Raw genomic sequence first — 25064 nt, forward strand, 5'->3', positions numbered from 1 at the left:
TGGCGAGAAAATGAAGGTTCCAATACAACCTGAAAATGAAACTTTGAGGCTTGAATATCTGAATTCGTTAAATTTGTTAGATTCAGAAGAAAATGTTGATATAGATCGAATTACAGATTTTATAGCTAAACTGTTTTGTGTTCCGATCGCATTAGTTAGTATTGTAGATTCGCACCGTCAATGGTTTAAATCTAAAGTAGGGCTGGATGTTTGCGAAACCCCTCGTGATATATCATTTTGTGGTCATGCAATCCTTGATACTAAACCCTTGATAGTTACTAATGCTCTATTTGATGAACGTTTTTTAGATAATCCGCTTGTTACTGGGGAGCCTTATATCCGCTTTTATGCCGGAGCACCTTTGATTGCTAAGACTGGTGTTATACTTGGGACACTTTGTATTATTGATACACAGCCAAGAGATTTTTCTGAAAATGATACTCAAATTTTAGTCAAACTAGCATCAGATGTAATGCAACTAATTGAAAATTAATTATCTTTATTGTTTTTCGTCGTAAATTGTTTTCTAATCTGTATCAATCACATAGATTATACTGAATGTCAGTATAAACTTTTTTATTACCTAAAATTAATTTTTAGCGCATTGTTAAACGCCGTTTTATAACACAATAATAAGGAGCATATAATGGCAAAAACTCTAACCGGTGGGTGTTGTTGTGGTGAAGTAAGCTACAAAGTAACTGACAACTTTAAACGTTTTTTCTTTTGTCATTGCGAGCAGTGTCGAAAATTATCAGGCACAGCACATGCCGCAAATTTGTTTACCTCGCCGGATGCTATTGAATGGGTAAAAGGCCAACAGCACATTACGCGATTTAATTACCCTGGTCGTGCGTTATCACGGGCGTTTTGTAAAACCTGTGGTTCCGCTTTGCCATTCACTGCAAAAGATAACAGTTATTTGCTTGTTCCTGCAGGCAGTCTAAACGAAGAGCCAAGTAAAGAATTAGATGCGCAGATTTTCTGTGAAGAGCAAACCGAATGGCATAAAAATGGCCTAAATGGCAAAAAGTTGATTGGTTTTGGTCGCGATTAAGCTCGTTGATAATTTGCTTTCTTGTATAAAGTTTGACCAGTTAATCTCGTTTGATTAATCTGTAAACACATTTTAAAGGGAGGTTTAATATGTTTAAAGTTTTAACCTTAGCTGCTTTAGTCTCGTTAGCAGTACCTACAAACGCAAATGAAATTACAGCTGAGTTTCTTAAAAAAGAGCTAGAACTTGCTCATTCTCAGTACATAAATGGCTCACATGATAGTGCGCTCTATGCGTTAAATTCACTTGCAAGAATTCTTGAGCTTGATACTGCTAAAACTCTGCAAACAGAAATAGGCCCAAATAATCTTGCTTTTACTTATCTTCGAATTGGAATCATTCATGAGCATGCAGGTGATCAGCAGCAAGCCAATAGCTATTTTGCCAAAGCGATGAATGCTCACCAAGGCGAAAAACTTCAGCTTGCAGAGCTCAAAGCTTATGTAACTAAATTAGACAAATCAGCTGCTCACTTAATTTAAATGTAACTGGGAATACAAAGAAAACGATGATCAAATGGCAAGAACTAACTAAATATCAAAAAGCTGCATTTTGGTGCTTGATAGCTATTGTTGGTTGGTTCTCACCTGAGATTGCACTGTTATTTCATTTTGGTGGAATAGAAGTTGTATTTGCTTTTTTAGCAATTTACAGCTTGCCAATCATCAGAGTAGCGTGTTCTTACCTTCAAAAAATTAGAGAAAACCTGTTACTTGCCTATGTGTCATTTCAAAAAAGTGCCACTGGTAAACCCAACGTCTTTTTAATGCAAACTGCATTTTGCTGTCTTGCAGTTGCACTCACCGGATCATTTTCTTTTGCAATGGTATTTTTAATGCCAGGAATGATATTAAACAGTATGCTTGTTTGATTGGGTTAAAGTTAGCAAGTTGCGAAAGTAAAGTTTGTAGGAGGCGTTTTAACGCCGAACAAGTAGCAGCGATTTTACATCGCGTCCTAGAGCCTAAATCCTAGTGCCTAATGTTTTCTAAAGTAGGCGTGAAACCTGTTTAGCATCTCTGTATGTCGTGCTTTAGCGCGTAAGGTATAAATTTAAAGGTTAATGCACAAATGGATTTAGATGAATTAAATGCTTACCTCGCAAGGTTGCATGGGCAGGCAACAGTTGAAAAAATTAATGTACCAACAGAACAAGCTTCTGGTTCCTTAAAAATAAAGTTTAATGGTGATATTGGTACTAGAGACAACGGGGAAATAGAAGTAGAGTTTTTAGATGTTGATTCTTTAAGTTTAGCATTTAGTTTAGTTGGGCCTATTAAAATTGTTATCGCAAATGAGCTTGTATCAAGCTACCTAAATGAGAATTACCTAGAAACAAATTTTAACTTTTATCAATTAATTGATGATGTAGGAGTTAAATGGTGGATATACGCTAAAAACTTTAGAGCAAAGAAATTGCCTGCTTTTTACAAATAATGTTTAAATTTTATAGTTTATTTTCGACCGTAAAAAAATTACTTAAATCAAAGGTTATCATGAACGAACAAGATCAGGTTGCTTTAAACAACATTGAACACTTTGGATGCCATGTATTGAAAGTTATGGAAGGGGAGGATGCGCCTGAATTTACTTACTCAATTGGTATTAATAAAAATCAGAAGAAACCGGACTTAATCATTCTAGGTTTAGATAATTCATTGGCTCACTCAATGATTAATAACTACAAAGATAGATTACTTAAAGGTGAGGTTTTTGAAGTAGGTAAATTTTATAGTGATTTTCTTGAAGGCTTCGATGTGACTTTCATCGATGTAGATAGTTCACATTATAAAGAATACTTAGGTTATGGCCTGTGGTTACATAATGGAAGTAATTTTAAGATGCTTCAAATGGTATGGCCAACAACAAAAGGTTTATGGCCATGGGATGAAGGTACTTCTGATTATTATCAATGGGCACAACCTATATTAAATAAGACAGGAATAATCGAAAAAGCTTGTATGTAGGAGGCGTTTTAACGCCGAACATCTAAGGTTCACGGCTGAAGCCGTTCCTACGTGAAAATCTTCAATGTTTTGTCGCCATAAATGGGCGACCTACAAGGGAATCATTGTAGGCGTGAAACTTGTTTCGCACCTTTGTAGGTCGTGCTTTAGCGCGATTAAAGTGTAAAGTTAGCCGGTAGCGTTTTACGCCGAATAACTAAGAATCACGGTCCAATCCGTTCCTTCGAGTTCAATAAAAAACACTGAAAAATATGAATGAATTGATAGAGATAGGTTTAAGCGCAGTAAAGCAACATCAGTCTTTACCGTTTTCGATTTATTGCGCTAATGATGAACAGCACATAGTTAATGTGCCTATCGCAAAACCATTACTTGTCGTTGTGTTGTCTGGCAGTAAAAGACTAATTGATACAGAAGAAGTTAACTGCAATGCAGGCGATTTTGTCTTTATGGCAAATACACCTAAGGTCGCCATGCGCAACATTCCGCAAAATATTGGTTATATGGCGTTATTGATTGAGTTTGATTACACAGACTTTGAGTGTTTGAAATATCAATCGGGAGCAAAGAAAAAGTTCATTAATGGGCAAGTAGACTCTTTGTTTCAAATGTCCTTAAAACAATTTATTGAATGGGCTGCAGTAACACCATCACAATTATGGCCAATTAGAAGGCAAGAGCTTCTACAGGTGTTATTTTTGCAGGGCTTTATAGATTTAGGTTCAATTATTGAGCCACCAACACTGACTCATAAAGTACATACTATTATCACCAGTGATTTAACGCGTGATTGGGATGCAAACAGTATTGCAACGACGTTAGCGATGAGCGAATCGACACTCAGAAGAAAGTTAACCGCAGAAGAAAGTAGTTTTCAGTTAATTAAAGACAAAGCGCGTTTAAGCCATGGGCTACATTTAATTCAAAGCAGCTCAGAGCCTATTGGAGCTATTGCCCAGCAATGTGGTTTTTCGTCGCAATCTAGATTCACAGATAAATTTAAACTGTTGTTTAATACGACTCCAACAGCTCTTCGTAAAACAATAATGAGCGAAGTAGGCTAATAATTGACAGTTTTGGTAGTAATTTGATCTCTCTTTGCTAGGTATTATGATTATTCTTATTAATCGGAGAATATTATGAAATCATCAACATTGAAAATTGCCACGCCATTATTCCTACTAAGTTTGTCTGGCACCACATTCGCTGAGTCTTTTACCTTAACAAGCAAAGACATTGCCCATGGTGACTTTATGGAGAGTGCGCAAGAGTTTAAAGGGTTTGGTTGTAATGGCGATAACCTTTCTCCACAACTTGCTTGGCAAAATGCACCTAAAGGAACTGAAGCATTCGCATTGACCGTTTATGATCCTGATGCCCCTACAGGCAGTGGCTGGTGGCATTGGCAAGTTGTAAACATTCCTAAATCAGTATCAAGCTTAGCGAGCGGTGCGGGAAATGCTGACAAGAATGCTTTGCCAAAAGGCAGTGTGCAGATCACAAATGATTATGGTTTCAAAGGCTTTGGCGGTGCCTGCCCACCAGAAGGCCATGGCGCTCACAGATATCAATTTACACTACATGCGTTATCACAAAAACTTGAATTACCAGAGAACGCATCAGGTGCGTTAGCAGGTTATATGATCAATGCTTATTCGCTTGATTCAGCAACAATTGAAGCGCTTTATAAGCGTTGAGAGAGTAACGAGCTGCAAGAGTAAAGTTAGCGAGTTTCGAGCGTTTGTAGGTCGTGCTTTAGCGCGATTAAGGGTAAAGTTATCGAGTTACAAGTTTGTAGGAGGCGTTTCAACGCCGAAGTTTTCAGGTTCACGGCTGAAGCAGTTCCTACGTGAAAATCTCCATGGTTTTTGTCGCCATAAATGGCGACCTACAAGGGCACTCGAAGGCGTAAAATTTGTTTCGCGCGATATTATGTAGGTCGTGCTTTAGCGCGATTAAAGGGTAAAGTTATCGAGTTACAAGTTTACAAGGGCGTTTTAACGCCGAACATCTAAGGTTGACGGTTGAAGCCGTTCCTACGTGAAAATCTCCATGGTTTTTGTCGCCATAAATGGCGACCTACAAGGGCACTCGAAGGCGTAAAATTTGTTTCGCGCGATATTATGTAGGTCGTGCTTTAGCGCGATTAAAGGGTAAAGTTATCGAGTTACAAGTTTACAAGGGCGTTTTAACGCCGAACATCTAAGGTTGACGGTTGAAGCCGTTCCTACGTGAAAATCTCCACGGTTTTTGTCGCCATAAATGGCGACCTACAAGGGCACTCGAAGACGTGAAACTTGTTTCGCGCGTCTGCTCTTAAAAAAGTAGCGGCATAAAGAGGCCGCTACTTGTGAAAGTGTATGGCCTCAAACATCATTGACTCGCAACTTTAATCATCTTTCTTTGCTTTTTTCGCGAGAATTTCAACTTCGGCTTTTTCGGTCACACCAGCCATACTAAGTGCTGTGCTGCCTACAGATTCATATTCAAGTTTTATTTTATCGAGTTTAGCGTCGTTTTTGTCTGGTAAACTTAAGCTACGTGATGACATCCCTTTGGTTAGAACACCCAGGTTTTCAAATACCTTTTCTTCACCATTGTTCATGATGACTTTAATACTTTTAAGGTTCACTGTGCCATGTGTGCATTTAACCTTAATGTGACTATAACGGCTGCTGGTAATAGGGTTTACGGTATCAGTTTCGCTCTTGTAACTAACTTTTTTCTCAGCGATAGTTTTCCACTCGTCATCACCAGCAAAACTATGTGTACTGGCTAATGTTAGTAAAGTAGTTAAAGCTAATAGTTTAATTATTTTCATTTGATTCCCTCCAAAATTATGATCATTCAAAGATATAGCACATAAATAAAGTAATTGCTTATCTAGAAATGACTAAATAAAACCAAATTCATATTTTAGTCGTATTAACAATATGGTTCTTAGATTCACCAAGCTTAAATGGCATGCTATGCTAATTAAGTGTTTATAGTTTATGGAATTTAAATGAGATCTTACTTTTGGATAGTTGCTTTTTTGTTCTCAAACTCAGCGTTAGCAAGTGCATTGCTAGATGTTAAGCCGAGTAATAAAACCCAATTTTTGTCTTTAATTAAAGATAAACAAGGGGAGTATGCAGCCAAAGAGGGCAGTGACGCAGTTTGCCAAAATGCATCATTCTCATTAATCAAAACACCCACACAAGGTTTTAGTTTAGGCACGCTAATTGACTTTAGTGATTTGCATAACGGTACGCAGGTAAAAAAAATCCCAAACTTTTGTGTTGTTAGCTCGAAGCTAAAGTACTTTGTAAATGGTATTGTTAGAACCAAGCGCTACTTTCGCTGTGATAATGAAGACGATAATGGCTCAACAACTGAAGATTTGCGTTTTAAAGATAATGGCAATATCACTTATACATTGGATAAACCTGACATTTCATGTGTGTTTGAAAAACAATAAATGTTTTCCTCATGCAAATTTAAGCCTATGATGGGCTTTATTTTTAATTGAAAACCTTATGACTAGCCAACTCATTCAAGCATTTTTAGTGCTTTCTGCCTTTTATATAGCAAGCCTCATAATTGACCGGGCAATTAAACAGTTTCAACGTCGGTTTGATTCAACTGCACTTGAAACTTTCCGGCTAATTTCTAACTCGCAGCGCGCTATTTTATTATTCATTGCTATTGTGCTTGCGTTATCGAAACTCGGTTTTGATGTTGCGGCGTTGGTCGCAGGCTTAGGCTTAACGGGCTTTGCACTGGGTTTTGCGTTGAAAGATGCTATTTCAAACCTAGTTGCTGGTGTCATGATTGTACTTTATAAACCTATTAAGCTTGGTAATTACATAGAAGTGAGTAATTCAAAGGGCACTGTGATTGATCTTAATTTGCGCTATATCACAATTAAAGGCGAAGGAGCTGTGCATTTAATCCCTAACTCTTTAATTTTAAGTAATAAAGTGTCAATCATTGATCGTGAAGACGATTAATAGCAAAAACTAGCTATAAAAAAAGCAGCCTAGGCTGCTTTTTGAAGTTTTAGCAAATTACATTTGAGATTGCAGGTAATTTTCAAGCCCTGCGGTTTTGATTAACTGCTGCTGTGTTTCAAGCCAATCAATCTGTTCTTCTTGCTCATTTAAGATGTTATCGAGCGCTTCACGGCTGATGTAATCTTTTTTCTCTTCAGCAAGTTTAATTGCTTCTTTAAGATCAGGTAATGAATCAAGTTCAAAGCTCATGTTAGCTTCGATCATTTCTTCAGAGTTTTCACCAATACGTAGTCGACCTAAATCTTGTAAATTTGGTAAACCTTCTAAAAACAAAATACGCTCGATTAAACGGTCGGCATTTTTCATTTTTTGAATAGATACTTTGTAATCAGCTTTGTCTAATTTTGAAAAACCAAAATCTTTAAACATACGAGCGTGTAAAAAGTATTGGTTGATACCCACTAATTCATTCGCTAATACTTTATTAAGTGCAGCAATGACGCTTTTATCGCCTTTCATACAATTAGCCTCTATTCGCCCATTTGAGATTGGTGGTAGTTTTGGCTACCAATTTTGTCGATTAGACCAAGCTGTTGTTCTAACCAGTACACATGATCTTCTTCTGTATCAAATAATAGCTTTTCAAGCACTTCGCGTGATTGATAGTCTTTTTCTTGTTCACAGATAGAAATTGCTTCTTTAACACAATCAACAACTTCTAATTCAAGTGTTAAATCGTTCTGCATCATGCTTTTAACGTCTGAACCAATTAATAAATCACGACGTTTAGTCATGTTTGGTACGCCTTCTAAGAATAGAATACGTTTAATTAACCAATCAGCGTGGTCTTTTTCTTCTTCCATTTCGTGGTTAAGACGCTCATACAGCTTATTTAGGCCCCAATCGTCATACATACGAGAATGAATAAAGTATTGATCTATAGCGGCTAATTCGTTTGCGAGTAGTTTGTTAAAACTATCGATGACTTTTTGGTTACCTTTCATAATGCTGTCCTCGAATTCCAAGTTGCGGTAATTGTAGTATATAAAAACAAGATTGCAAACTTTTTCCTTTGTAAATCAGTTATTTACTATTGAGTGTGATTCTCGTTTAAGTTTGCGTTAATGGTTGATAAATGAACAATTTATCGTTTTTATTCTTAAATGAAAAAAGCCCTTACTAAGAAGGGCTTGTTGTTCTAATAAAAATTAATTTAGAAGCGATAAGTTGCACCAAGTGTTACAGTGGTACCTAAACCTTTAATGTTATAGCCACCGTAGGTGTATGACTGGGCGCGGGCAGGGTAGTAATCATTGTTAAATAGGTTTTCAACACCCATAAACGCTTGCCAGTTTTTACTAAAGTTATAACGACCGCTTAGGTTGAATAGATTGTAACTGCTAATAGGGCCTTGATCGCCAACATAATCACCGTTTGCATTTGGTTCAAAGCGTTTGCGTGAACCCACATATAAATAACTCACCGTAAGTGATAATTCATCATTAGGCTGCCAGTTTAAGTTAGCTGTACCTTTTGGTGGGCTGATTTGGCGAGAACCTAAGTAAATATCGTCTTCGGTGTTTTTACCTTCAACATAGCTGTAAGTTGCAACCAGTTTTAGGGTTGGGTTAATTTTATAATCAACCAGTGTTTCGTAACCCCAAATCTCTTGCGGCGCACGTACTGGCTCATAAACCCCCGTTGCTTCATTAAAGCTATTCGTGGTGCCAAATTCTGATGTGCTGCGGTAAGCTGCAAATTCAAAGCGCAAGTCATCAAACTGTGAGGTAAAACCAACTTCATAGTTATCGATGATTGATGCTTCTGTTTGAATTAGACCAATATCGTTTACCGTTGCAGAGCGTAATAAGCGACCAATATCAGAGATATCAGATCCTTGCGAGTAATTGGCAAACGGGCTGAAGGCCTCAAGTAAATTGTATTTCACACCTACATTGTAAGTGGTTGCATCGTAATCAATGGTGTCACCTTTTACGCTAAGTGGTACTGAGCATTGTGTTGCTGAGCGGCACAGTTTTAAGGTTTCATAGTCCTCTACAGCAAGATCTATGCTTTCTTGGCGTACACCCGCTTTAATAACTAAATCATTATCGATTACCCACTTAGTTTGTAAAAAGCCAGCAAGGCTTTCCATATCCATTTCTGGTACCCAAACACGGCCATCTACTAGCGGCTGAGACGTCACATCATTAAGTGCATCTAGGCCATAAATGAAAGTGGCTTCAACATTGTCAAAATCAACAAGTGTATTGAAGGTAGCGCGCGCACCTTTCTTTTCAGAGCGAATAATTGATTGGCCGCCTTCGTAGCCTTCGTCTGGGTTAGCTAAGCTTGTAGAAAAGAAAAACACATTCTCGATATCTTGCATGTAAAGGTCGAGCGTCATTTGTGTATTACTAAACAGGGCGTAGTCTGTGTATTTTAAGGTAATGTTTTCGTTACCATCTGGGCCTTGTGGTTTACCTTGCTTTTGCAGCTCTTTAGGTACATGAATGGCATAGGTTTTTTCGCCATTATTAAGATCCCCTACAACATCACCTAAATCGGTTTTTTGCTGAGAGCTAAAGTAGTTATAGCTAAATTGTAGCTGCTTCTCTTCATCAAAATCATAACCCAGTTTGGTGAAGTAGTTTTCTGTTACTGCGTCAGATAAACCATATTGCAAGCCAAGAATATCACCTTCTGCGTCGCGTTGAACGCCATTTTCTTCGTAACTTGCGGTAAATAAATAGCTAATTTTATCAGCACGACCATTAATTGCCGCAGAGACTCGCGCACCGGCGCTTTCCTCTAGTTTTACTGCACTAAAACGTGACGATAGGCTGATCTCACCTTCTGGCTGACCATCACTTGTTGCTTGTTTTGTGATGTAGTTAATAATACCGCCCGATGCACCATTACCATAAACGGAGGTAGCACCTTTGATCACTTCGATACGAGCAATGGCACTTGGGTCGAGTGTTTTAACCCCTAAAGAGCCGTTTCTCAGTGGTGTAGATTGTGGCACACCATCAATCATCACAAGTGGTGCACGGCCACGTAAACTCTGACCTGTATTACTCGAGCTACCCGTATCTGGTGCAAGGCCAGGTACCATTTGCGCCAATAAGCTTTGTAGTTCTGGATTAACTTTTAAATGCTCTTCAATTTGCTTTTGGCTAATAATCGTGACTGAAGCGGGTACTTCATCAATGCTTTCAAATACACGGCTGCCTGATACAACAACGTGTTCCATTTCTTCTGCGGTGAGTTTTTTATTAATGGCATCATCAGCAAACGATTGGCTACTTAGTGCGAGTGCAATCAGAGTAAGTGAAGTTTTTAACATGTTTATCCTTGTTAAATCAGTATTAATTATTATGTGATTGTGCGGAAGTCTAAATGTAAAGAAGTGTAAAGGCAAGGCTAATGATAATTATTTGCAATAATAATTGTGGCTTTTTAGTTACTCGCGATAAGAAGGGTACAAGTAAGTGCGGTTCCAGTTGATGCTAGTTTAAATAACGTTTTAGGTCATCAGGAATAGGCATTGGTTTGAAAGGGCTAACATTGGTGCCGCCAGTGTTACCGAGTGGGACCCAAATACGCGAAAACATAATTGACGCAGCCATGCGAGCAAACTGACCAATTATTTCCTTGGCATTATGGTTTTTAAAACCAATTTTACACATCCACCAATGTGAGTAAGTATGCGCAATGATATAGCTTTGGCCAAGAATATGAGCCCGCTCTAAGTGATAAAAAGCGCTTGTGTAATCCGTCTTTGCATAACTAGTTTTAGCCAATATCATTTCAGTGTTAAAGGCTTTTTTGAGCTCAATATTCATGGCGAATGTCACTTTCAGTAATGGTTGTTCATTTGTAGTGCCGTTTGTACCAAAAGTAAACACCCGAAATCGTGAAAAATAACGGTGATAAAGCAAATAGTAACCATAGTAATTGCACAATAGGCCCTGCAAAATCACCAATATGAAACTTATATTTAAAGTTCCATGTTTGCGTGGTCCATGAGCTTTGGCTGGCGTCATAGCTTGCAACAATATCTGCTGAATATGGGTTTGCCCATACCCAACTATAGGCATGGCTTTCACCCGGGTTCTCTATTCTAAAACCTATGTTATCAGTTGGTTTTTTCGGTAAATAAATTCTAAATAACTTACCCTCAGGAAATACAGTTTGTGCGTTATCAAACGCTTTTTGCACTTGAAAAGGCGTATCAGCTGAAGGGGAAATAACTGCTGGTGGTTTAGGTCTATCTTCAACTGTGCCTTGCATCACAAATTCTAATACGGCTTTGGTTTGTTCTTTCCAGTTAAATGCCATACCTGTGTAGGCAATTAAAATGAGTGGAATTAAAAAATACACACCTAGAACGGTATGTAGTTGATACATCAGCACTCTAAACTTTGCTTTACGCTTAATAGCCAAGCGCTTAATACGATTTTTTGGCTTCACCCAAATATAAAAGCCAAGCAGAATTTCAATAATAAGAATCAGCGCACACACCGATACCCAGTTTCTTAAAGGGCGGTTTTTATCGCCACCTTCATAAAGCAGCCAGCGGTGCAAAGCCATGGTAAAGCCATAAATTGTACTGTAGTAATCGTACTCATGTAACACTTGACCGTTGTATGGATTAACACTGACATAGCGGTTGTTTGCCAACTGTAATTGCCAAGCAAGATCACTGCGCTGCTCTGGCATTAACAGGGTAACGGGTTGTTTTGTTGTAGCTGAAACGTGTTGGATGAGGTCATCGAAATCTAGTGCTGAAGGTGCTGGCGTTACTGTCCATTTATCGCTTTGAGTAAGGTATTGAATGTCTTTTGCGTAAATAAGCAACGCGCCGGTCAAGCTTAAACAAATTAAAAATAAACCGCTTACTAAGGCAAGCAATAAATGCGTACGACGTAACCACAACTTCAACAAAGTTTGTTCCTTCAGTTTGCTGTTAAAACAAAACTGAATTGTAAATGATAACGCGATACATTTACACTAAAACTTGTTCAATGGTGCAGCTTTCAATAGCAAAGTTTTCATGTAAAAAGTGACGTATTTCATCGTTTTGAATGCTTTGCTTGGCACTAAACTTAAGCTCACAATGAATGTGATGGTCATCTATCTGCCATGTTTTAAGGTAATCAATATCAGTGATTGCAAATTGGGCTTTAAGTTCAGTGATAGCTTCTGGTAGCGCAAAACTATCGGGGGCTGCCTGCATTAAAATTTTACTGCTCGCTATTAGCAGCAAAATACCATGGTAAATGACGTACACCGAAATCAGCATGGTGGCAATTAAATCAACAACATACCATTGATAAAGAATAATTAAGGTACCCGCAATGATCACCACCACAGACGCTAATGCATCAGACACATTATGTATAAACGCAGCACGAATATTCATGCTGTCTTTCGCACCTGCTTTGTAAGTTAAAAGCGCGGTGAATAGGTCAACAACCAGTGCAAAACCAGCAACCCAAATGATGATCCAACCATCAATGGGCTCAGGGTTTAAATAGTTGGATATGGCTTCAACAATTAGGTAACCACCAATCACGATTAAACTTAAACTGTTAAATAAGGTTGCTAAAATTTCAGCGCGTTTATAACCGTATTGATAACGATCATTGGCAGGTTTGGCACCTATTTTTCGGGCAATTATGGCAATGAATAACGATGAGGCATCACTTAAATTGTGCAGCGCATCAGCAATTAAAGATAAGCTGCCAGAAACGAGGCCGCCAATCACCTGAGCGACGGTTAATAACACATTAATTACCACTGCCAGCATGAGTTGGCGGGTGCTTTGGTTATTTGTATCGTGATGATGGTGGTGTCCGTGTCCCATAAAAATACCTAGTTATTGATTTGCTTTATTTTTATACCATGCGTGCTGTGATATTGAAAAGTTTATAATGATTTGTTCGTGTACAGATTATAATTTTCTGTTCAAATGCTGATGGATTTGTTAATTTAACACTGTTGTACCATTTTTTAGTTCTAATTTTTAGGCTCAATGTGAAAGCTGCATTTTTTATTTTGATTAGCGTATTATTGCTCCAGCCCACGCTGGATAGCTTTGATGTGGCCGATCATAATGCTGCGTTTAATCACACCTCGGTACTACTATCTGAAGAAATTGATCTTGAAGCCCATTGCGCTATCAATGGCGATCATCAGCTACACCAATTAGAGCACACCGAACTTAGCAAACAGTTGTCTGATTCAGCCGAAAAAGGCCATTGTCATGTTTGTCACAGCCCTGTGTTTGTCGATTCGCTGCAATTGACCGAGCCTGCTGATACCTATTTTACTAAAATTGAATCTCTCGATTTAAACTTCACATCAGCAGATTTAGCACCGTTACATCGCCCACCTATTTTAGCTCTTACTTAATCCAAAACCCTTTTTAGATTTTATTTGGGCTTAGCCCATTTTAAGTAAGAGACGATATATGTTTTTAAGAAATTTTATGCGTTACGCATTACTGTGCGTATGCTTTATGTATGTGACAAATAATTCTGCGAAAGAAGCACATGAACATCAAGAAAATGAACAAGCTGAGCATGCTAATGAAGTCAATTTAACTGAGCAGCAACAGCAACTAGCTAATATCAAGGTTGAGCGCCTTGTACTGAAAAAACACAATCAAACCTTATATGCACCGGGCGAAATTAAAGCCAATGGTTATGCAAGTTATGTGGTGTCACCGCGCGTTGATTCAATCGTTGTAAAGCGCCATGCCTTGTTAGGGCAACATGTCAATAAAGGTGACTCTTTAGTCACCTTATTTAGTGGCGAAGTTGCCAGCCAGCAAACTGAATTTAGATTGGCCGAAGCAGAGTTAAAACGGCTAACTAAAATGACACCAGGCACGGTGAGCAAAAAGCAAATCTTGACTGCCAAAGCCGAGTATGAAGTAGCTTATAGCCGCTTAGTTGCCTTTGGTTTATCAAAACAAGCCATAACTAAAACACTGACTATAAGCCCAGAAAAACTCGGCGAATACACCTTATTTGCACAAACATCTGGTGCTGTTTTAACCGATAACTTCGCACAAGGCCAGCGAGTTGATTCGGGGATTGAGTTGATGCTAATAGCCGATGAATCTGCGCTTTGGGTTGCAGCTCAGCTTTCATCGAACCAAGACCGTATTATTAATAATGGCTCGACAGCGCTGTTAGAAGTAAACGGTAATCGCTATCAAGCAACAGTCATTCAAGAAGCACATACCATTGATGAACAAACACGCTCACGAACCGTTAGGCTCGAAGTAAAAAACACTCAGCATAGTTTGCATCCGGGCATGTTTGCCGATGTGTATTTTCAGTTTGAAACAGAGCAAGCGGTACTTGCTGTACCAGAAAATGCTTTAACTCGCAGCGCAGATGGTGACTGGCAATTATTTGTTGTTGATGACGATGGTGGTTTTGTCGCACAAGAAGTAAGCCTTGGCAGAAGTTTTGGTGATTATCGCGAAGTATTTGGTATTGAAGCCGGACTTGAGGTTGTCACCCAAGGTGCATTTTTTATTGCATCACAGCTAGCTAAAGGCGGATTTGATCCGCATAACCACTAGAGGTGACGCATGTTTAATTTATTAATTGAAGCGGTGATAAAAAATCGTTTACTGGTGCTATTGGCCTTGCTTGCGGCGATTGCTGTGAGTTTATTTATGATCCCAAAACTCAATTTAGATGCCTTTCCTGACGTGACGAATGTGCAAGTTGCAGTTAATACCGAAGCGCCAGGGCTGGCGGCTGAAGAAGTTGAGCAGCTGATCACATACCCGATAGAAGCGGTTATGTATGCACTACCCGATGTAGAGCAAGTTCGTTCTATTTCTAAAACGGGGTTATCGGGCGTCACTGTTGTGTTCAAAGAAGGTGTTGATATTTACTTTGCTAGGCAGCTGGTTTTTGAACGTTTGCAGTCTGCTAAAGAGTTGATCCCAGACGGTGTAGGTATGCCAACAATGGGCCCTAACACATCAGGGCTTGGACAAGTTTATCAGTATTTACTTGAAGCAAAGCCAGATGCAAACATAGATAGCATGGCACTACGTAGCTTAAATGATTGGGTGGTTAAATTACTTATATTACCTATTGATGGTGTTACTGATATTTTGTCATTTGGCGGTGAGGTCAAGCAGTATCAAGTAAACTTAAATCCCAATAAGCTACTAGCCTATGACTTAACACAGCAAGATGTTAGTGACGCACTAGATGCTAACAATAGCAATGTGGGTGGCTGGTATATGAACCGAGGTCAAGAGCAGCTGGTTATTCGTGGTACAGGTTGGTTTACCCCAGGCGAAAAAGGGCTTACTGAAATTGCGCAAACGCCTATCAAAACCATTGATGGTACGGTCGTTAAAGTGGCTGATGTTGCGAATGTTGAGCTTGGCAGTGAAATTCGCCAAGGCTCAGTCACCTTATCTAAACGCAATGATCAAGGCGAAATAGTGAATCGGGGTGAAGTGGTCACAGGTATCGTGCTGAAAAGAATGGGCGCTAATACCAAGCAAACGATTGATGGCATTAACGCGCGTGTCGAGATGATAAATCAAGCACTGCCAAATGGGGTTGAATTTAAAGCAATTTACGACCAAGCAGAGCTTATAAGCCAAGCGGTACAAACAGTTATTGATGCACTGCTTTTAGCTTTTGTATTTATTATCATAGTATTAGCGCTATTTTTGTTGGATTTAAGAGCAACATTTTTGGTGTTATTATCGATCCCTATTTCGATTGGTTTAGCACTGAGTGTAATGGCATGGCTTGGCTTATCGGCTAACTTAATGTCATTAGGGGGTATAGCTGTTGCCATCGGCATGCTGGTAGATGGCTCGGTTGTTATGGTAGAAAATGTATTTAGGCACTTAGGGATGAAGCACAATCAACATAAGCCACCCGCCGAGCTGGTTGCAATTGCTGCAAAAGAAGTCGCACGGCCTATCTTTTTTGCCTCTTTGATTATTCTTACGGTATTTTTACCACTGTTTAGCTTTGAAGGCGTTGAGGCTAAGTTATTTCAGCCAATGGCTGTGAGTATTATGCTTGCGATTATTAGCGCTGTAATTGTTGCCTTAGTTGTGGTGCCAGCACTGTGTGTTTATTTATTTGCTAAGGGCGTGACAGTAAAGCAAAGTATCTTACTAAAACCTATCGATATGCTTTATCAACGGGCTTTACAAAAAGCATTGCAGGCTAAACACAGCGTTTTAGCTATTGCAGGTTTATTACTAATTGTAGCGGCTGTTATGCTACCAAAGCTGGGTACTGAATTTGTGCCAGAACTTGAAGAAGGCACGATTAATCTACGTGTGACTCTTGCTCCATCTGCAAGTCTCGAAACAGCAATCTCAGTGGCTCCAAAGCTTGAAGCCATGTTGCTTGAATTTAACGAGGTGGAATATGCACTGAGCCGAATCGGTCGGGCAGAAGTGGGGGGCGATCCTGAACCGGTTAACAACATTGAAATCTATTTAGGTTTAAAGCCACATGAGCAATGGGTTAACGCGAAAACACGTGTCGAATTGCAACAGTTAATGGAAGCCAAGCTTGAGCAATTTCCTGGGCTTTTGTTTAACTTTTCACAACCCATAGCAACCCGAGTAGATGAGCTTTTATCGGGTGTAAAGGCTCAATTGGCCATTAAGTTGTTCGGAAGTGATTTGGCTGTTTTAAGTGAAAAAGGCCAACAAATTGAGCTGCTAGTTCAGCAAATACCTGGCGCTAAAGATGTCGCGATGGAGCAAATAGGCGGCGAAGCACAGCTTATAGTTAAACCCAACCGTTTGGCGTTATCGCGTTTTGGTTTATCGGTAGCTGATCTAATGGATGTAGTCCAGCACGGTATTGGTGGTCAATCAGCAGGGCAAATTATTAATGCCAATGAGCGCTATGATATTTATGTGCGTATAGCGCAAAGTTATCGCCAAAACCCAAATGTGATTGCTGATCTTCGACTGCGTACTCCCGCGGGTGCCATTGTTAGGGTAGGTGATGTAGCCGATGTACAGATTGAGTCTGGCGCTCCGCAAGTTCGTCGCGATGATGTTCAAAGACGCATAGTCATTCAAGCGAATGTACAGGGGCGTGATATGGGCTCTGTGGTTGCGGATATTCGTACTGCGATTGCTGATAAAGTGCAGTTACCAAGTGGTTACAGCGTGGCGATTGGCGGCCAGTTCGAAAACCAACAACGGGCACAAAAGCGGCTAATGATAGTGGTGCCAGTGGCCTTATTACTCATCGCGTTATTGCTTTATTTTGCCTTTAGTAACTTATCGCAAGTGATGCTTATTCTTGTCAATGTTCCTCTCGCTGTAATTGGTGGGGTGATTGCATTGTATGTCTCTGGGCAATACTTATCTGTACCCAGTTCAGTAGGGTTCATTACGCTGTTTGGTGTTGCGGTATTGAATGGTGTGGTGATGGTTGAAAGCATTAATCACCGAGTGAGTCACGGCGATAGCAAAGATAAAGCGGTATTTGAAGGGGCTGTTTCACGGCTCAGACCCGTACTAATGACCGCGCTTACTTCAATGCTTGGGCTTATTCCGATGTTACTAAGCACAGGCATAGGGGCTGAAATACAAAAGCCACTTGCAACGGTTATCGTTGGCGGCTTGGTCAGTGCAACATTCTTAACTTTATTTGTACTGCCGGTACTTTATAAGTCGATGAGTAAATAAAGCAAATGGGGCTAACTTTTAGTAGCCCCCTTTTTTAATGCCGTGTAATTCTGTAAAGGGCGTTTACACCATGCTAAAGCCCTTATAAACTGGGCGTTACAATAATGATGTAAAAAAGGAATACAGAGTGAGTAACGCAATTACAATTCGTCCGGCAGTCGCAAGTGATGCTGCAACAATACTACATTTTATTACCGAACTTGCTATCTACGAAAAAGAACCCGACGCAGTTAAAACAGACGAGCAAGCTATTTTAAAAACGTTATTCAGTGAAGGCGCAACGGCGCATAGTATTATTTGTTTAGACGGCGACACACCAATTGGTTTTGCTGTGTATTTTTATAATTACTCTACATGGCTTGGCAAAAATGGTTTGTATTTAGAAGATCTTTACGTCAGTGCTGATAGCCGTGGTAAAGGCGCTGGTAAGCAAATTATGCAATATCTTGCTAAGCAAGCACTCGAAAAAGACTGTGGTCGTTTTGAGTGGGTGGTACTTGATTGGAATAAACCAGCCATTGATTTTTACGATAGTATTGGTGCTAAACCACAAAACGAATGGATTATTTACCGCCTGACAGGCCAAGAGCTTATCGACTTTGCGCATCAATAAGTAATTTTGATATAGCTCAAAATTGACAAACACCAATATAAATAAAAATCATTTGCATTTGGGTTTTTCTGTGTGTAGTTTAAATACACATACAAAGATTGGTATAAGTGCAGGTGATTTTTATGACTCAAACAACACGCCACACACCTTTAACTGCAAACGCCATTGATGATGCGCTTGCCCCTTGGCAAAGTGCAATTTATCAAGGCAACTTAGCATTTGAATCTGGCGAGCTTATTACTGCACGTGATCATTACATGGTTGCAAGCAGCTGCGCCGAAACACTTCTTGCGCAATTTTCTAATATCCCAGTCAATCAGTCGGTAACACGCTCGCTAGAACATTGTATTGCAGCATTTGTTGTTGCTACTTTGAATCTTGCCGACACTTTTAAAGTGATGCAAAAACCCGATAAAGCCTGCACCTGGCTTTGCCATGCTCATCAAAGATTAAGCGTGCTATTAAATCACCCTGAGCAGCAGGTTCGCACCTTGGTGCTGCACCATCATCATAAAACCTATTATGAGCTGGTTAAGTTTGGCAGCATGGCATCGGCATTTCCGACACTCATTAACCGTATTAATCAGCTATTAGCTGAGCATCCCCACAAAACGCAGTTATTACATTAACGATAAGGAATCAGTATGCCTTTTACATTACCCGATTTAGCGTATGACTATGATGCACTTGAACCGCACATTGATGCGAAAACCATGGAAATTCATCACACTTTGCATCATCAAACCTATATCAATAAAGCGAATGCTGCACTAGAGGGCAGCCATTATTCAGAGCAAGATGCTGAAACATTACTCCGCACTATTTCATCAATGCCTGAGTCATTACAAAAAGCAGTGCAAGAGCATGTAGGTGGCCATCATAATCACTCATTATTTTGGCAAGTTATGTCACCTAATGGCGGCGGTATGCCAAGTGCAGAGTTAAACACCGCCATTGTTGATACGTTTGGTAGCTTTGATGAGTTTAAAGAGCAATTTACTAATGCAGCGGTAAGCCGCTTTGGCAGTGGCTGGGCGTGGTTATGTGTTGATGATAATAACCAGTTGGTTGTTGAAAGTAGCCTTAATCAAGATAGCTCACTAATGCAAAATCACACGCCTATTTTAGGGCTTGATGTGTGGGAGCATGCGTATTACTTGAAGTATCAAAATCGTCGTCCTGAATATATTGCGGCATTTTACGAAGTGATCAATTGGCCGGAAGTTGAGCGCCGATATTTAGCAGCAATTAAAAAATAGTTAAGGTCCGAAACTGGCTAGTCAAAAAATAATATTCAGTTAAGCTAACGGTATTAGCGTGTAACGAGAATAATTATGACTAGCCAACAATGGCAAACTGCAAGGCAAAGCCGTGACCCACGCTTTGATGGGGTGTTCTTTGTAGCTGTAAAAAGCACCGGCATTTATTGCAGACCAATTTGCCCTGCACCAACGGCACAAGAAAAGAACGTTGAGTATTACCAATACGCGCACTTGGCTGCGCAAGATGGTTTTCGACCCTGCATTCGCTGTCGCCCAGACAGTGCTCCGAATAGCCCAGCTTGGTTAGGTACTAAAACCACCGCATTACGTGCCAAACAACTGATTGATAAAGGCGAGGCCTACGATTGCGAGGTTTTAGCAGACAGACTAGGGGTGTCAAGCCGCTATTTACGCCGTTTGTTTAACCAACATTTTGGACTGTCGATCACCCAATATCGATTATTTAACCAATGCAATTTTGCCAAGCAGCTATTACAACAAACTGATTTGTCGGTAGCTGATATCGCATTTGCGGCAGGCTTTAATAGTATTCGTCGTTTTAATGATGCTTTTTTAAAGCAGTTAAATATCGCCCCGTCAAAGTTACGCAAGTCAGATAAAAAACCAGCATCAACATTAACTTTAACACTAGCATTTAGGCCGCCTTATAACTGGCAAGCACTCCATGACTTTTTACAGCGCCGCTTAATTAGTGGTCTAGAATGGCTAAGCGCAACGAGCTATGGTCGCACTTTTAAAGATAAATATTGCCAAGGGCAATTTACCGCGCATTTTGTTGAGCATAAAAACCATTTTAAAGTGGTTATTGATATCGATAACACCCGCTATTTACAGCAAGTGATCCATAACATTCGTCGTGTGCTTGATTTAGATGCCGACACGCACACTATTGAACAGCATTTAAATGCAGAGCTAAAAGGTGCAATGCCGCTTTGTGTTGGACTTCGTTTGCCGGGAATTTGGTCTGAGTATGAAGCAGGTATTCGTGCGGTACTTGGTCAGCAGGTAAGTGTTACAGCGGCTCATAACTTAGTAACACAGCTTGTAAATGAGTTTAATCAGCAAAGTAATAACCACTATTTTCCAAGCCCTGAATGGGTTGCCAATTCTGAGCTCGATTTTTTTAAAATGCCACAATCACGCAAAGATGCGCTACGGCGTTTAAGTGCCTATTGTCAGCAAAACCCAGATAATCAAGAGCTTAATAATTGGTTAGAGCTCAAAGGCATTGGCCCATGGACAGTTAATTACGCCAAACTACGCGGTCAAAGCCACCCCGATATTCTATTGGCGGGCGACTTAGGGGTTAAAAAAGCCCTCGCTGAAATAAGCGAATTTAATAGCGAGCACTGTGCGCCATTTCGCTCTTATTTAACTTTTCAACTATGGCAACAATTATGAGTATGCAACAAGTTATTATGCCAAGCCCGATTGGCGATATTACCATTCAAAGTACGTCAAAAGGCGTCAGTTACGTTGGCTTTTACCCGGTGGTTGAGATGCAAACAGAGGTTGTTGATGAGCACACCCTTACACCCATTTTAATATGTGTAAGTGAGCTTAATGAATACTTTAACGGCGAGCGTACGCGTTTTACTGTTCCGCTAGATACCCAAGGTACCCAGTTTCAAAAGCAAGTATGGCGTGCACTGATGGATGTTGAGTTTGGTCAAAGCAGAAGTTACCAAGATATTGCAAGTGCCATTAATAATCCAAAAGCGGTGCGTGCAGTGGGGGCTGCAAATGGTAAAAACCCCATTAGTATTATTGTGCCATGTCATCGGATTATTGGCGCAAACGGTAAACTCACAGGCTATGCGGGTGGCCTTGAAAGAAAAGAGTGGTTACTGAAACACGAAGGCTTGTTATAAAACAGCAATTTTACTGGGACAAGGTTTCAAGTAATAAGAGTAAGGTAATAGATGATGTTGCCGCGCGATTAGGGTAGCATATTGCGACTTTAAAATTTGGGCAACATCATGGCACAGCTGTACTTTTATTATTCTGCAATGAATGCAGGCAAATCTACCACACTTTTACAATCTGCATTTAACTACCGCGAGCGTGGTATGGAACCGGTTATTTTAACTGCGGCTATTGATGATAGAGCAGGTGTTGGCAAGGTGTCTTCACGAATTGGTTTACAAGCTGATGCCCATATTTTTGATGCTGATATCGATGTATTTGAATTGATCAAATCATTAAATGCAGAGCAAAAGCGCCATTGTATTTTAGTTGATGAGTGCCAGTTCTTATCAAAAGAGCAAGTAATGCAATTAACAGATGTGGTTGATGAGCTTGGTATTCCGGTGCTGTGTTATGGCTTACGTAACGACTTTAGAGGTGAGTTATTTAGTGGCTCACAATATCTACTTGCCTGGGCTGACAAACTTATTGAGTTAAAAACGGTGTGTCATTGCGGGCGTAAAGCTAATCATGTATTGCGTACTGATGAGCATGGCAAAGCGATTGCAGATGGTAATCAGGTAGAAATTGGCGGCAACGACCGATATGTATCGGTGTGCCGCAAACATTACAAAGAAGCGTTAAATCTCGGCCGCTAATGCCGAGATAAAGCTATCAATATCTTGCTTAGTGACGCCTAAATGGGTCACTAATCGCAGTGGTTTACCCGGTGAAAACAGCATGTTTTGCTCTTTTAACGCATGTGCCACTGCTTTTAAATCGATATGTTCGGCAACATTTGCGTAAACAATGTTGGTATCGATTTGAAAAGTTGACGTATCAAAACCAGCTAACGTGTTTAACTGCTCAGCTAAATACGCCGCGTTATCGTGATCCTCAGCAAGCCTTGCTACGTGATGCTCAAGTGCATATTGGCCTGCAGCTGCAAGCATACCCGCTTGGCGCATACCACCGCCGAGCACTTTACGCCAGCGACGCGCTTTATCAATCAGTGCTTTGCTACCTAATAATAGTGAGCCAACCGGCGCACCGAGTCCTTTTGATAAGCAAATAGACACTGAATCAAAATACTGGGTGATTTCAGTGATATCAACACCTAACTTAACCGCAGCGTTATATACGCGGGCACCGTCTAAGTGCAGAGAAAGGTTATGTTTATCAACACACTCTCTAGCTTGTTTAAGATAACTAAGCGGGAGAACTTTGCCGCCAATGGTGTTTTCTAAGCTAAGTAGTTTGGTTTTAGCAAAGTGAAAATCATCAGCTTTAATCGCAGCCACAACTTTGTTTAAATCTATGCTGCCATCACTATTATTTTCAATTGGTTGCGGTTGAATAGACCCCAATACAGCGGCACCGCCACCCTCAAACTTGTAGTTATGCGCTTGTTGACCACAAATGTATTCGTCGCCACGCTCACAATGTGCCATTAATGCCAGTAAGTTTGCTTGCGTGCCTGAGCTACAATAAAGAGCACTTTCGAAGCCATGGCGCTCAACAGCATATTGTTCAAGCCGATTAACGCTTGGGTCGTCACCATAAACGTCGTCGCCTACTGGGGCGTCATTCATGACAGCGCGCATAGCTGCTGTTGGTTTTGTAACTGTGTCTGAACGAAAGTCGATCATTTTATTGTCCTTATACTAGTTCGTTAAGAATGGCTTCGCGGTCGGCTTGGTCAAAATAGCTCCAAGCAATAAAGCGGCTTATTTTTTGGCCTTGTGCCATTTTTATAACTTTTACGTCTTTCACATCAAGTGTGCTAAGTAACTTTTTTATATGCGGTAAAGTGTCAGACTTAGAAACAAGCGATGTAAACCAAATACATTGCTCTGCAAACTCTTGGCTCTCAATGCACATTTTACTGATAAATTCGCGCTCACCGCCTTCACACCAAAGCTCGTTTTGGCGGCCACCAAAATTAAGCGCTTTTTGTGGCGCTTTGTTTAGGTTATTCCATTTGCGCTCAGTACCTGCTTTGGCCTGTTGCTCGCTGGCATGAAACGGTGGGTTGCATAAAGTTAGGTGAAAGACATCTTTATTCGATATCACGCCCGTAAACATTTTATCGGCGTTGTTTTGCTGCTTAACATTAATTTTAAGGCGGTTGAATTGCACGATTTGTTTGGCAATTTTAACAGACAAAGCATCAATATCTGAGCCCGTGAAGTGCCAGCCATATTCGTGATTACCCGTAAGCGGGTAAATCACATTTGCACCCGTGCCTACATCAAGCACTTTTACTTGCTTACCCGTAGGAATATGACCTTGGTTATCGTTTGCTAATAAATCGGCCAAGTGGTGAATGTAATCAACTCTGCCAGGAACCGGTGGGCAAAGGTAGTTGTCGGGCAAATCCCAAAAATCGATTTTATAATGGCTTTTTAATAACGCTTGGTTGAGGGTTTTAACCGCTAATGCATTGGTGAAATCAATGGTATCAGTGCCCGCTGGAGTTTGCGTTATATAAGGTGTTAGGGCAGGAGTATCTTTGCATAGCAAAGTAAAGTCGTAGCCATTTAAGTGGCGATTTCGCGGATGCATTAAGGAAAACCTATCTGTTAGCCATATCAAAGGCTGATTGTACCAAATAAATCTTTGCTCTGAGTTAGTTTGCGGTGGATATTTTTGCTTAGTCTCATTAATAACATGGTATGCAAAAATCATTTTTAACTTGAAATAGTTAGAAAAAATAATTAAAAATGAAGATGAAGCACTTTATCTTGTAAAAGACAATCGAAGGAATCGAGCTTCTGTGTATTTTAATTGAATATTAAAAACAACAAGGAAGCTTATAAAAAATGACTAATAGTATTTTTCTTTGTTCTTTTACCTTTTACGTCTTAAGCAACTGGTAATGTGAGCCTCTATGCCCCATCAAAAGAGCAAAATCGTTGTGTTTTAAGTAGTCTGTTTTCAAAGGAATGTTTATGTCTAAATTTAAAAAAATAGTGATAGCTGTAGTAATTTTGCTAAGCCTTGGCGCAATTGCTAAACAATACAATGAGCGCAATCACACTGAAATGGCAATTAAAGCGTGTGGCAATAAAGACAACATTGTCAAAGTTGACTCTAAAGGTTTTGAGTGTAAAGACTAATTGAGGTAAGTGACAGCTGATTAATGTTATAAATACGAAACAGCAGCCGCTGCGTTAAATAATGCTTTTTGAGTAAGACGTTAGTTTAAACTATGAAGGAAGCAGAAAAGAAAATAGTACAAGTAATTGAGCAATAAGGGTGTTATGTAACATAAAGTTTAGATCGCGCGGTACTATTTTGTCTGATTTTAAAAAGCGGACAGATGAAAAAGCTAACTTGTTTCTGCCCCAAGACGTGTTTGGCGAATTTCTCAAAAAAGCGGGCTTCGAACGTCCGCAATTGCTTTTCTATTTTGTCAAAATATATTGCTTGCATAGTCAGAAAAACGACCCAATCGCTCGTTTTTATCCTGAGGTAAAAGCGAGAACTCCTAAATTTTAATAACACTGGTAATTAGTTAA

Annotated in this window: 30 protein-coding genes; 21 read left to right on the forward strand and 9 right to left on the reverse strand. The window is 39.9% G+C overall.

Annotated features, from left to right (window positions below; genetic code table 11):
* Positions 1-10 precede the first annotated feature (10 nt).
* From E5N72_RS17930 to E5N72_RS17965, 8 genes are all read left to right on the forward strand, one after another.
* Positions 11-493 (forward strand): GAF domain-containing protein, encoded by a 483-nt coding sequence (locus tag E5N72_RS17930; protein WP_135926483.1) that lies wholly within the window; start codon positions 11-13, stop codon positions 491-493.
* Between the two features lie 153 nt (positions 494-646).
* Positions 647-1057, forward strand: a complete 411-nt coding sequence (locus tag E5N72_RS17935) for a GFA family protein (protein ID WP_135926484.1) — start codon at positions 647-649, stop codon at positions 1055-1057.
* 89 nt (positions 1058-1146) lie between these two features.
* Positions 1147-1539, forward strand: coding sequence for a hypothetical protein (locus E5N72_RS17940; protein ID WP_135926485.1), 393 nt, complete (start codon positions 1147-1149; stop codon positions 1537-1539).
* 26 nt (positions 1540-1565) lie between these two features.
* Complete coding sequence (locus E5N72_RS17945) at positions 1566-1928, forward strand: hypothetical protein (protein ID WP_135926486.1); 363 nt, start codon at positions 1566-1568, stop codon at positions 1926-1928.
* A 200-nt stretch (positions 1929-2128) separates the two neighbouring features.
* The gene (locus tag E5N72_RS17950) at positions 2129-2494 is read left to right on the forward strand and encodes a hypothetical protein (protein ID WP_135926487.1); all 366 of its coding nucleotides are present in this window, start codon (positions 2129-2131) and stop codon (positions 2492-2494) included.
* A gap of 59 nt (positions 2495-2553) precedes the next feature.
* Positions 2554-3024: a DUF4262 domain-containing protein gene (locus E5N72_RS17955; protein ID WP_135926488.1), complete on the forward strand. Its 471-nt coding sequence runs from the start codon at positions 2554-2556 to the stop codon at positions 3022-3024.
* Positions 3025-3275: 251 nt separating this feature from the next.
* Positions 3276-4088, forward strand: a complete 813-nt coding sequence (locus E5N72_RS17960) for an AraC family transcriptional regulator (RefSeq protein WP_135926489.1) — start codon at positions 3276-3278, stop codon at positions 4086-4088.
* Between the two features lie 75 nt (positions 4089-4163).
* On the forward strand, positions 4164-4721 hold the full coding sequence (locus E5N72_RS17965) for a YbhB/YbcL family Raf kinase inhibitor-like protein (RefSeq protein WP_135926490.1): 558 nt from the start codon (positions 4164-4166) through the stop codon (positions 4719-4721).
* A 692-nt stretch (positions 4722-5413) separates the two neighbouring features.
* On the opposite strand, the gene E5N72_RS17970 is transcribed toward E5N72_RS17965, so the two are convergent.
* Positions 5414-5845, reverse strand: coding sequence for a hypothetical protein (locus E5N72_RS17970; RefSeq protein WP_062567998.1), 432 nt, complete (start codon positions 5843-5845; stop codon positions 5414-5416).
* Positions 5846-6028: 183 nt separating this feature from the next.
* On the opposite strand from E5N72_RS17970, the gene E5N72_RS17975 reads away from it, so the two are divergent.
* Entirely contained in the window at positions 6029-6484 is a 456-nt protein-coding gene (locus E5N72_RS17975; RefSeq protein ID WP_062567997.1) for a hypothetical protein, read from the forward strand.
* A 58-nt stretch (positions 6485-6542) separates the two neighbouring features.
* Complete coding sequence (locus E5N72_RS17980; protein ID WP_135926491.1) at positions 6543-7016, forward strand: mechanosensitive ion channel domain-containing protein; 474 nt, start codon at positions 6543-6545, stop codon at positions 7014-7016.
* A gap of 57 nt (positions 7017-7073) precedes the next feature.
* Here the strand turns inward: E5N72_RS17980 and bfr (E5N72_RS17985) are convergent, their stop codons facing one another.
* From bfr (E5N72_RS17985) to E5N72_RS18010, 6 genes are all read right to left on the reverse strand, one after another.
* Complete coding sequence (bfr, locus tag E5N72_RS17985) at positions 7074-7538, reverse strand: bacterioferritin (protein WP_062567995.1); 465 nt, start codon at positions 7536-7538, stop codon at positions 7074-7076.
* 11 nt (positions 7539-7549) lie between these two features.
* Positions 7550-8023 carry a bacterioferritin gene (bfr, locus tag E5N72_RS17990; protein ID WP_130052506.1) on the reverse strand — a complete coding sequence of 158 codons (474 nt, stop codon included), beginning with the start codon at positions 8021-8023 and terminating at the stop codon, positions 7550-7552.
* Between the two features lie 209 nt (positions 8024-8232).
* Positions 8233-10368, reverse strand: a complete 2136-nt coding sequence (locus E5N72_RS17995) for a TonB-dependent receptor (protein ID WP_135926492.1) — start codon at positions 10366-10368, stop codon at positions 8233-8235.
* A gap of 163 nt (positions 10369-10531) precedes the next feature.
* Positions 10532-10867, reverse strand: coding sequence for a DUF3703 domain-containing protein (locus E5N72_RS18000; RefSeq protein WP_135926493.1), 336 nt, complete (start codon positions 10865-10867; stop codon positions 10532-10534).
* Positions 10868-10895: 28 nt separating this feature from the next.
* Entirely contained in the window at positions 10896-11966 is a 1071-nt protein-coding gene (locus E5N72_RS18005) for a PepSY-associated TM helix domain-containing protein (RefSeq protein WP_135926943.1), read from the reverse strand.
* Positions 11967-12030: 64 nt separating this feature from the next.
* The gene (locus E5N72_RS18010; RefSeq protein WP_062567993.1) at positions 12031-12891 is read right to left on the reverse strand and encodes a cation diffusion facilitator family transporter; all 861 of its coding nucleotides are present in this window, start codon (positions 12889-12891) and stop codon (positions 12031-12033) included.
* Between the two features lie 170 nt (positions 12892-13061).
* Here E5N72_RS18010 and E5N72_RS18015 point away from each other — a divergent pair, with 170 nt between their 5' ends.
* The 9 genes from E5N72_RS18015 to E5N72_RS18055 all read left to right on the forward strand — a co-directional run bounded on the left by E5N72_RS18015 (position 13062) and on the right by E5N72_RS18055 (position 22202).
* A complete protein-coding gene (locus E5N72_RS18015) occupies positions 13062-13439 on the forward strand; it encodes a hypothetical protein (protein ID WP_135926494.1) in 378 nt (125 codons plus the stop codon).
* 58 nt (positions 13440-13497) lie between these two features.
* A complete protein-coding gene (locus E5N72_RS18020; protein WP_135926495.1) occupies positions 13498-14622 on the forward strand; it encodes an efflux RND transporter periplasmic adaptor subunit in 1125 nt (374 codons plus the stop codon).
* 9 nt (positions 14623-14631) lie between these two features.
* On the forward strand, positions 14632-17742 hold the full coding sequence (locus tag E5N72_RS18025; protein ID WP_135926496.1) for a CusA/CzcA family heavy metal efflux RND transporter: 3111 nt from the start codon (positions 14632-14634) through the stop codon (positions 17740-17742).
* 127 nt (positions 17743-17869) lie between these two features.
* A complete protein-coding gene (locus tag E5N72_RS18030) occupies positions 17870-18355 on the forward strand; it encodes a GNAT family N-acetyltransferase (protein WP_135926497.1) in 486 nt (161 codons plus the stop codon).
* 122 nt (positions 18356-18477) lie between these two features.
* Complete coding sequence (locus tag E5N72_RS18035; RefSeq protein WP_135926498.1) at positions 18478-18984, forward strand: hypothetical protein; 507 nt, start codon at positions 18478-18480, stop codon at positions 18982-18984.
* A 15-nt stretch (positions 18985-18999) separates the two neighbouring features.
* Positions 19000-19614: a superoxide dismutase gene (locus tag E5N72_RS18040; RefSeq protein ID WP_135926499.1), complete on the forward strand. Its 615-nt coding sequence runs from the start codon at positions 19000-19002 to the stop codon at positions 19612-19614.
* A gap of 75 nt (positions 19615-19689) precedes the next feature.
* Positions 19690-21039 carry an AlkA N-terminal domain-containing protein gene (locus E5N72_RS18045; protein ID WP_135926500.1) on the forward strand — a complete coding sequence of 450 codons (1350 nt, stop codon included), beginning with the start codon at positions 19690-19692 and terminating at the stop codon, positions 21037-21039.
* A 2-nt stretch (positions 21040-21041) separates the two neighbouring features.
* Positions 21042-21509: a methylated-DNA--[protein]-cysteine S-methyltransferase gene (locus E5N72_RS18050; protein ID WP_135926944.1), complete on the forward strand. Its 468-nt coding sequence runs from the start codon at positions 21042-21044 to the stop codon at positions 21507-21509.
* 108 nt (positions 21510-21617) lie between these two features.
* Positions 21618-22202, forward strand: coding sequence for a thymidine kinase (locus tag E5N72_RS18055; protein WP_135926501.1), 585 nt, complete (start codon positions 21618-21620; stop codon positions 22200-22202).
* On the opposite strand, the gene ltaE is transcribed toward E5N72_RS18055, so the two are convergent.
* On the reverse strand, positions 22185-23192 hold the full coding sequence (gene ltaE / locus E5N72_RS18060; RefSeq protein WP_135926502.1) for a low-specificity L-threonine aldolase: 1008 nt from the start codon (positions 23190-23192) through the stop codon (positions 22185-22187). The two genes, E5N72_RS18055 and ltaE, sit on opposite strands and share 18 nt — an antisense overlap.
* A gap of 10 nt (positions 23193-23202) precedes the next feature.
* Positions 23203-24108: a 23S rRNA (adenine(1618)-N(6))-methyltransferase RlmF gene (gene rlmF, locus E5N72_RS18065; protein ID WP_135926503.1), complete on the reverse strand. Its 906-nt coding sequence runs from the start codon at positions 24106-24108 to the stop codon at positions 23203-23205.
* 386 nt (positions 24109-24494) lie between these two features.
* Between rlmF and E5N72_RS20650 the strand changes: the two genes are divergently transcribed.
* A complete protein-coding gene (locus E5N72_RS20650; RefSeq protein WP_168246760.1) occupies positions 24495-24662 on the forward strand; it encodes a hypothetical protein in 168 nt (55 codons plus the stop codon).
* Between the two features lie 178 nt (positions 24663-24840).
* On the forward strand, positions 24841-25044 hold the full coding sequence (locus E5N72_RS18070; RefSeq protein WP_135926504.1) for a hypothetical protein: 204 nt from the start codon (positions 24841-24843) through the stop codon (positions 25042-25044).
* The last annotated feature ends 20 nt before the right edge of the window (positions 25045-25064 follow it).

Origin of the sequence: Pseudoalteromonas sp. MEBiC 03607 (assembly GCF_004792295.1) — a bacterium.
Lineage (GTDB): Bacteria > Pseudomonadota > Gammaproteobacteria > Enterobacterales > Alteromonadaceae > Pseudoalteromonas > Pseudoalteromonas lipolytica_C.

Excerpts from the sequence above, each read along its gene's own strand:
- E5N72_RS18025 (WP_135926496.1), top strand. The coding sequence starts at position 14,632 with ATGTTTAATTTATTAATTGAAGCGGTGATAAAAAATCGTTTACTGGTG.
- E5N72_RS17970 (WP_062567998.1), bottom strand. The coding sequence starts at position 5,845 with ATGAAAATAATTAAACTATTAGCTTTAACTACTTTACTAACATTAGCC.
- E5N72_RS17930 (WP_135926483.1), top strand. The coding sequence starts at position 11 with ATGAAGGTTCCAATACAACCTGAAAATGAAACTTTGAGGCTTGAATAT.
- E5N72_RS17955 (WP_135926488.1), top strand. The coding sequence starts at position 2,554 with ATGAACGAACAAGATCAGGTTGCTTTAAACAACATTGAACACTTTGGA.
- E5N72_RS18055 (WP_135926501.1), top strand. The coding sequence starts at position 21,618 with ATGGCACAGCTGTACTTTTATTATTCTGCAATGAATGCAGGCAAATCT.
- E5N72_RS20650 (WP_168246760.1), top strand. The coding sequence starts at position 24,495 with ATGTCTAAATTTAAAAAAATAGTGATAGCTGTAGTAATTTTGCTAAGC.
- E5N72_RS17950 (WP_135926487.1), top strand. The coding sequence starts at position 2,129 with ATGGATTTAGATGAATTAAATGCTTACCTCGCAAGGTTGCATGGGCAG.
- E5N72_RS17995 (WP_135926492.1), bottom strand. The coding sequence starts at position 10,368 with ATGTTAAAAACTTCACTTACTCTGATTGCACTCGCACTAAGTAGCCAA.
- E5N72_RS17935 (WP_135926484.1), top strand. The coding sequence starts at position 647 with ATGGCAAAAACTCTAACCGGTGGGTGTTGTTGTGGTGAAGTAAGCTAC.
- E5N72_RS17960 (WP_135926489.1), top strand. The coding sequence starts at position 3,276 with ATGAATGAATTGATAGAGATAGGTTTAAGCGCAGTAAAGCAACATCAG.
- E5N72_RS18000 (WP_135926493.1), bottom strand. The coding sequence starts at position 10,867 with ATGAATATTGAGCTCAAAAAAGCCTTTAACACTGAAATGATATTGGCT.
- rlmF (WP_135926503.1), bottom strand. The coding sequence starts at position 24,108 with ATGCATCCGCGAAATCGCCACTTAAATGGCTACGACTTTACTTTGCTA.
- E5N72_RS17945 (WP_135926486.1), top strand. The coding sequence starts at position 1,566 with ATGATCAAATGGCAAGAACTAACTAAATATCAAAAAGCTGCATTTTGG.
- E5N72_RS18010 (WP_062567993.1), bottom strand. The coding sequence starts at position 12,891 with ATGGGACACGGACACCACCATCATCACGATACAAATAACCAAAGCACC.
- E5N72_RS18045 (WP_135926500.1), top strand. The coding sequence starts at position 19,690 with ATGACTAGCCAACAATGGCAAACTGCAAGGCAAAGCCGTGACCCACGC.
- bfr (WP_130052506.1), bottom strand. The coding sequence starts at position 8,023 with ATGAAAGGTAACCAAAAAGTCATCGATAGTTTTAACAAACTACTCGCA.
- E5N72_RS18035 (WP_135926498.1), top strand. The coding sequence starts at position 18,478 with ATGACTCAAACAACACGCCACACACCTTTAACTGCAAACGCCATTGAT.
- E5N72_RS18040 (WP_135926499.1), top strand. The coding sequence starts at position 19,000 with ATGCCTTTTACATTACCCGATTTAGCGTATGACTATGATGCACTTGAA.
- E5N72_RS18050 (WP_135926944.1), top strand. The coding sequence starts at position 21,042 with ATGCAACAAGTTATTATGCCAAGCCCGATTGGCGATATTACCATTCAA.
- E5N72_RS17980 (WP_135926491.1), top strand. The coding sequence starts at position 6,543 with ATGACTAGCCAACTCATTCAAGCATTTTTAGTGCTTTCTGCCTTTTAT.
- E5N72_RS17940 (WP_135926485.1), top strand. The coding sequence starts at position 1,147 with ATGTTTAAAGTTTTAACCTTAGCTGCTTTAGTCTCGTTAGCAGTACCT.
- E5N72_RS18020 (WP_135926495.1), top strand. The coding sequence starts at position 13,498 with ATGTTTTTAAGAAATTTTATGCGTTACGCATTACTGTGCGTATGCTTT.
- bfr (WP_062567995.1), bottom strand. The coding sequence starts at position 7,538 with ATGAAAGGCGATAAAAGCGTCATTGCTGCACTTAATAAAGTATTAGCG.
- ltaE (WP_135926502.1), bottom strand. The coding sequence starts at position 23,192 with ATGATCGACTTTCGTTCAGACACAGTTACAAAACCAACAGCAGCTATG.
- E5N72_RS17975 (WP_062567997.1), top strand. The coding sequence starts at position 6,029 with ATGAGATCTTACTTTTGGATAGTTGCTTTTTTGTTCTCAAACTCAGCG.
- E5N72_RS17965 (WP_135926490.1), top strand. The coding sequence starts at position 4,164 with ATGAAATCATCAACATTGAAAATTGCCACGCCATTATTCCTACTAAGT.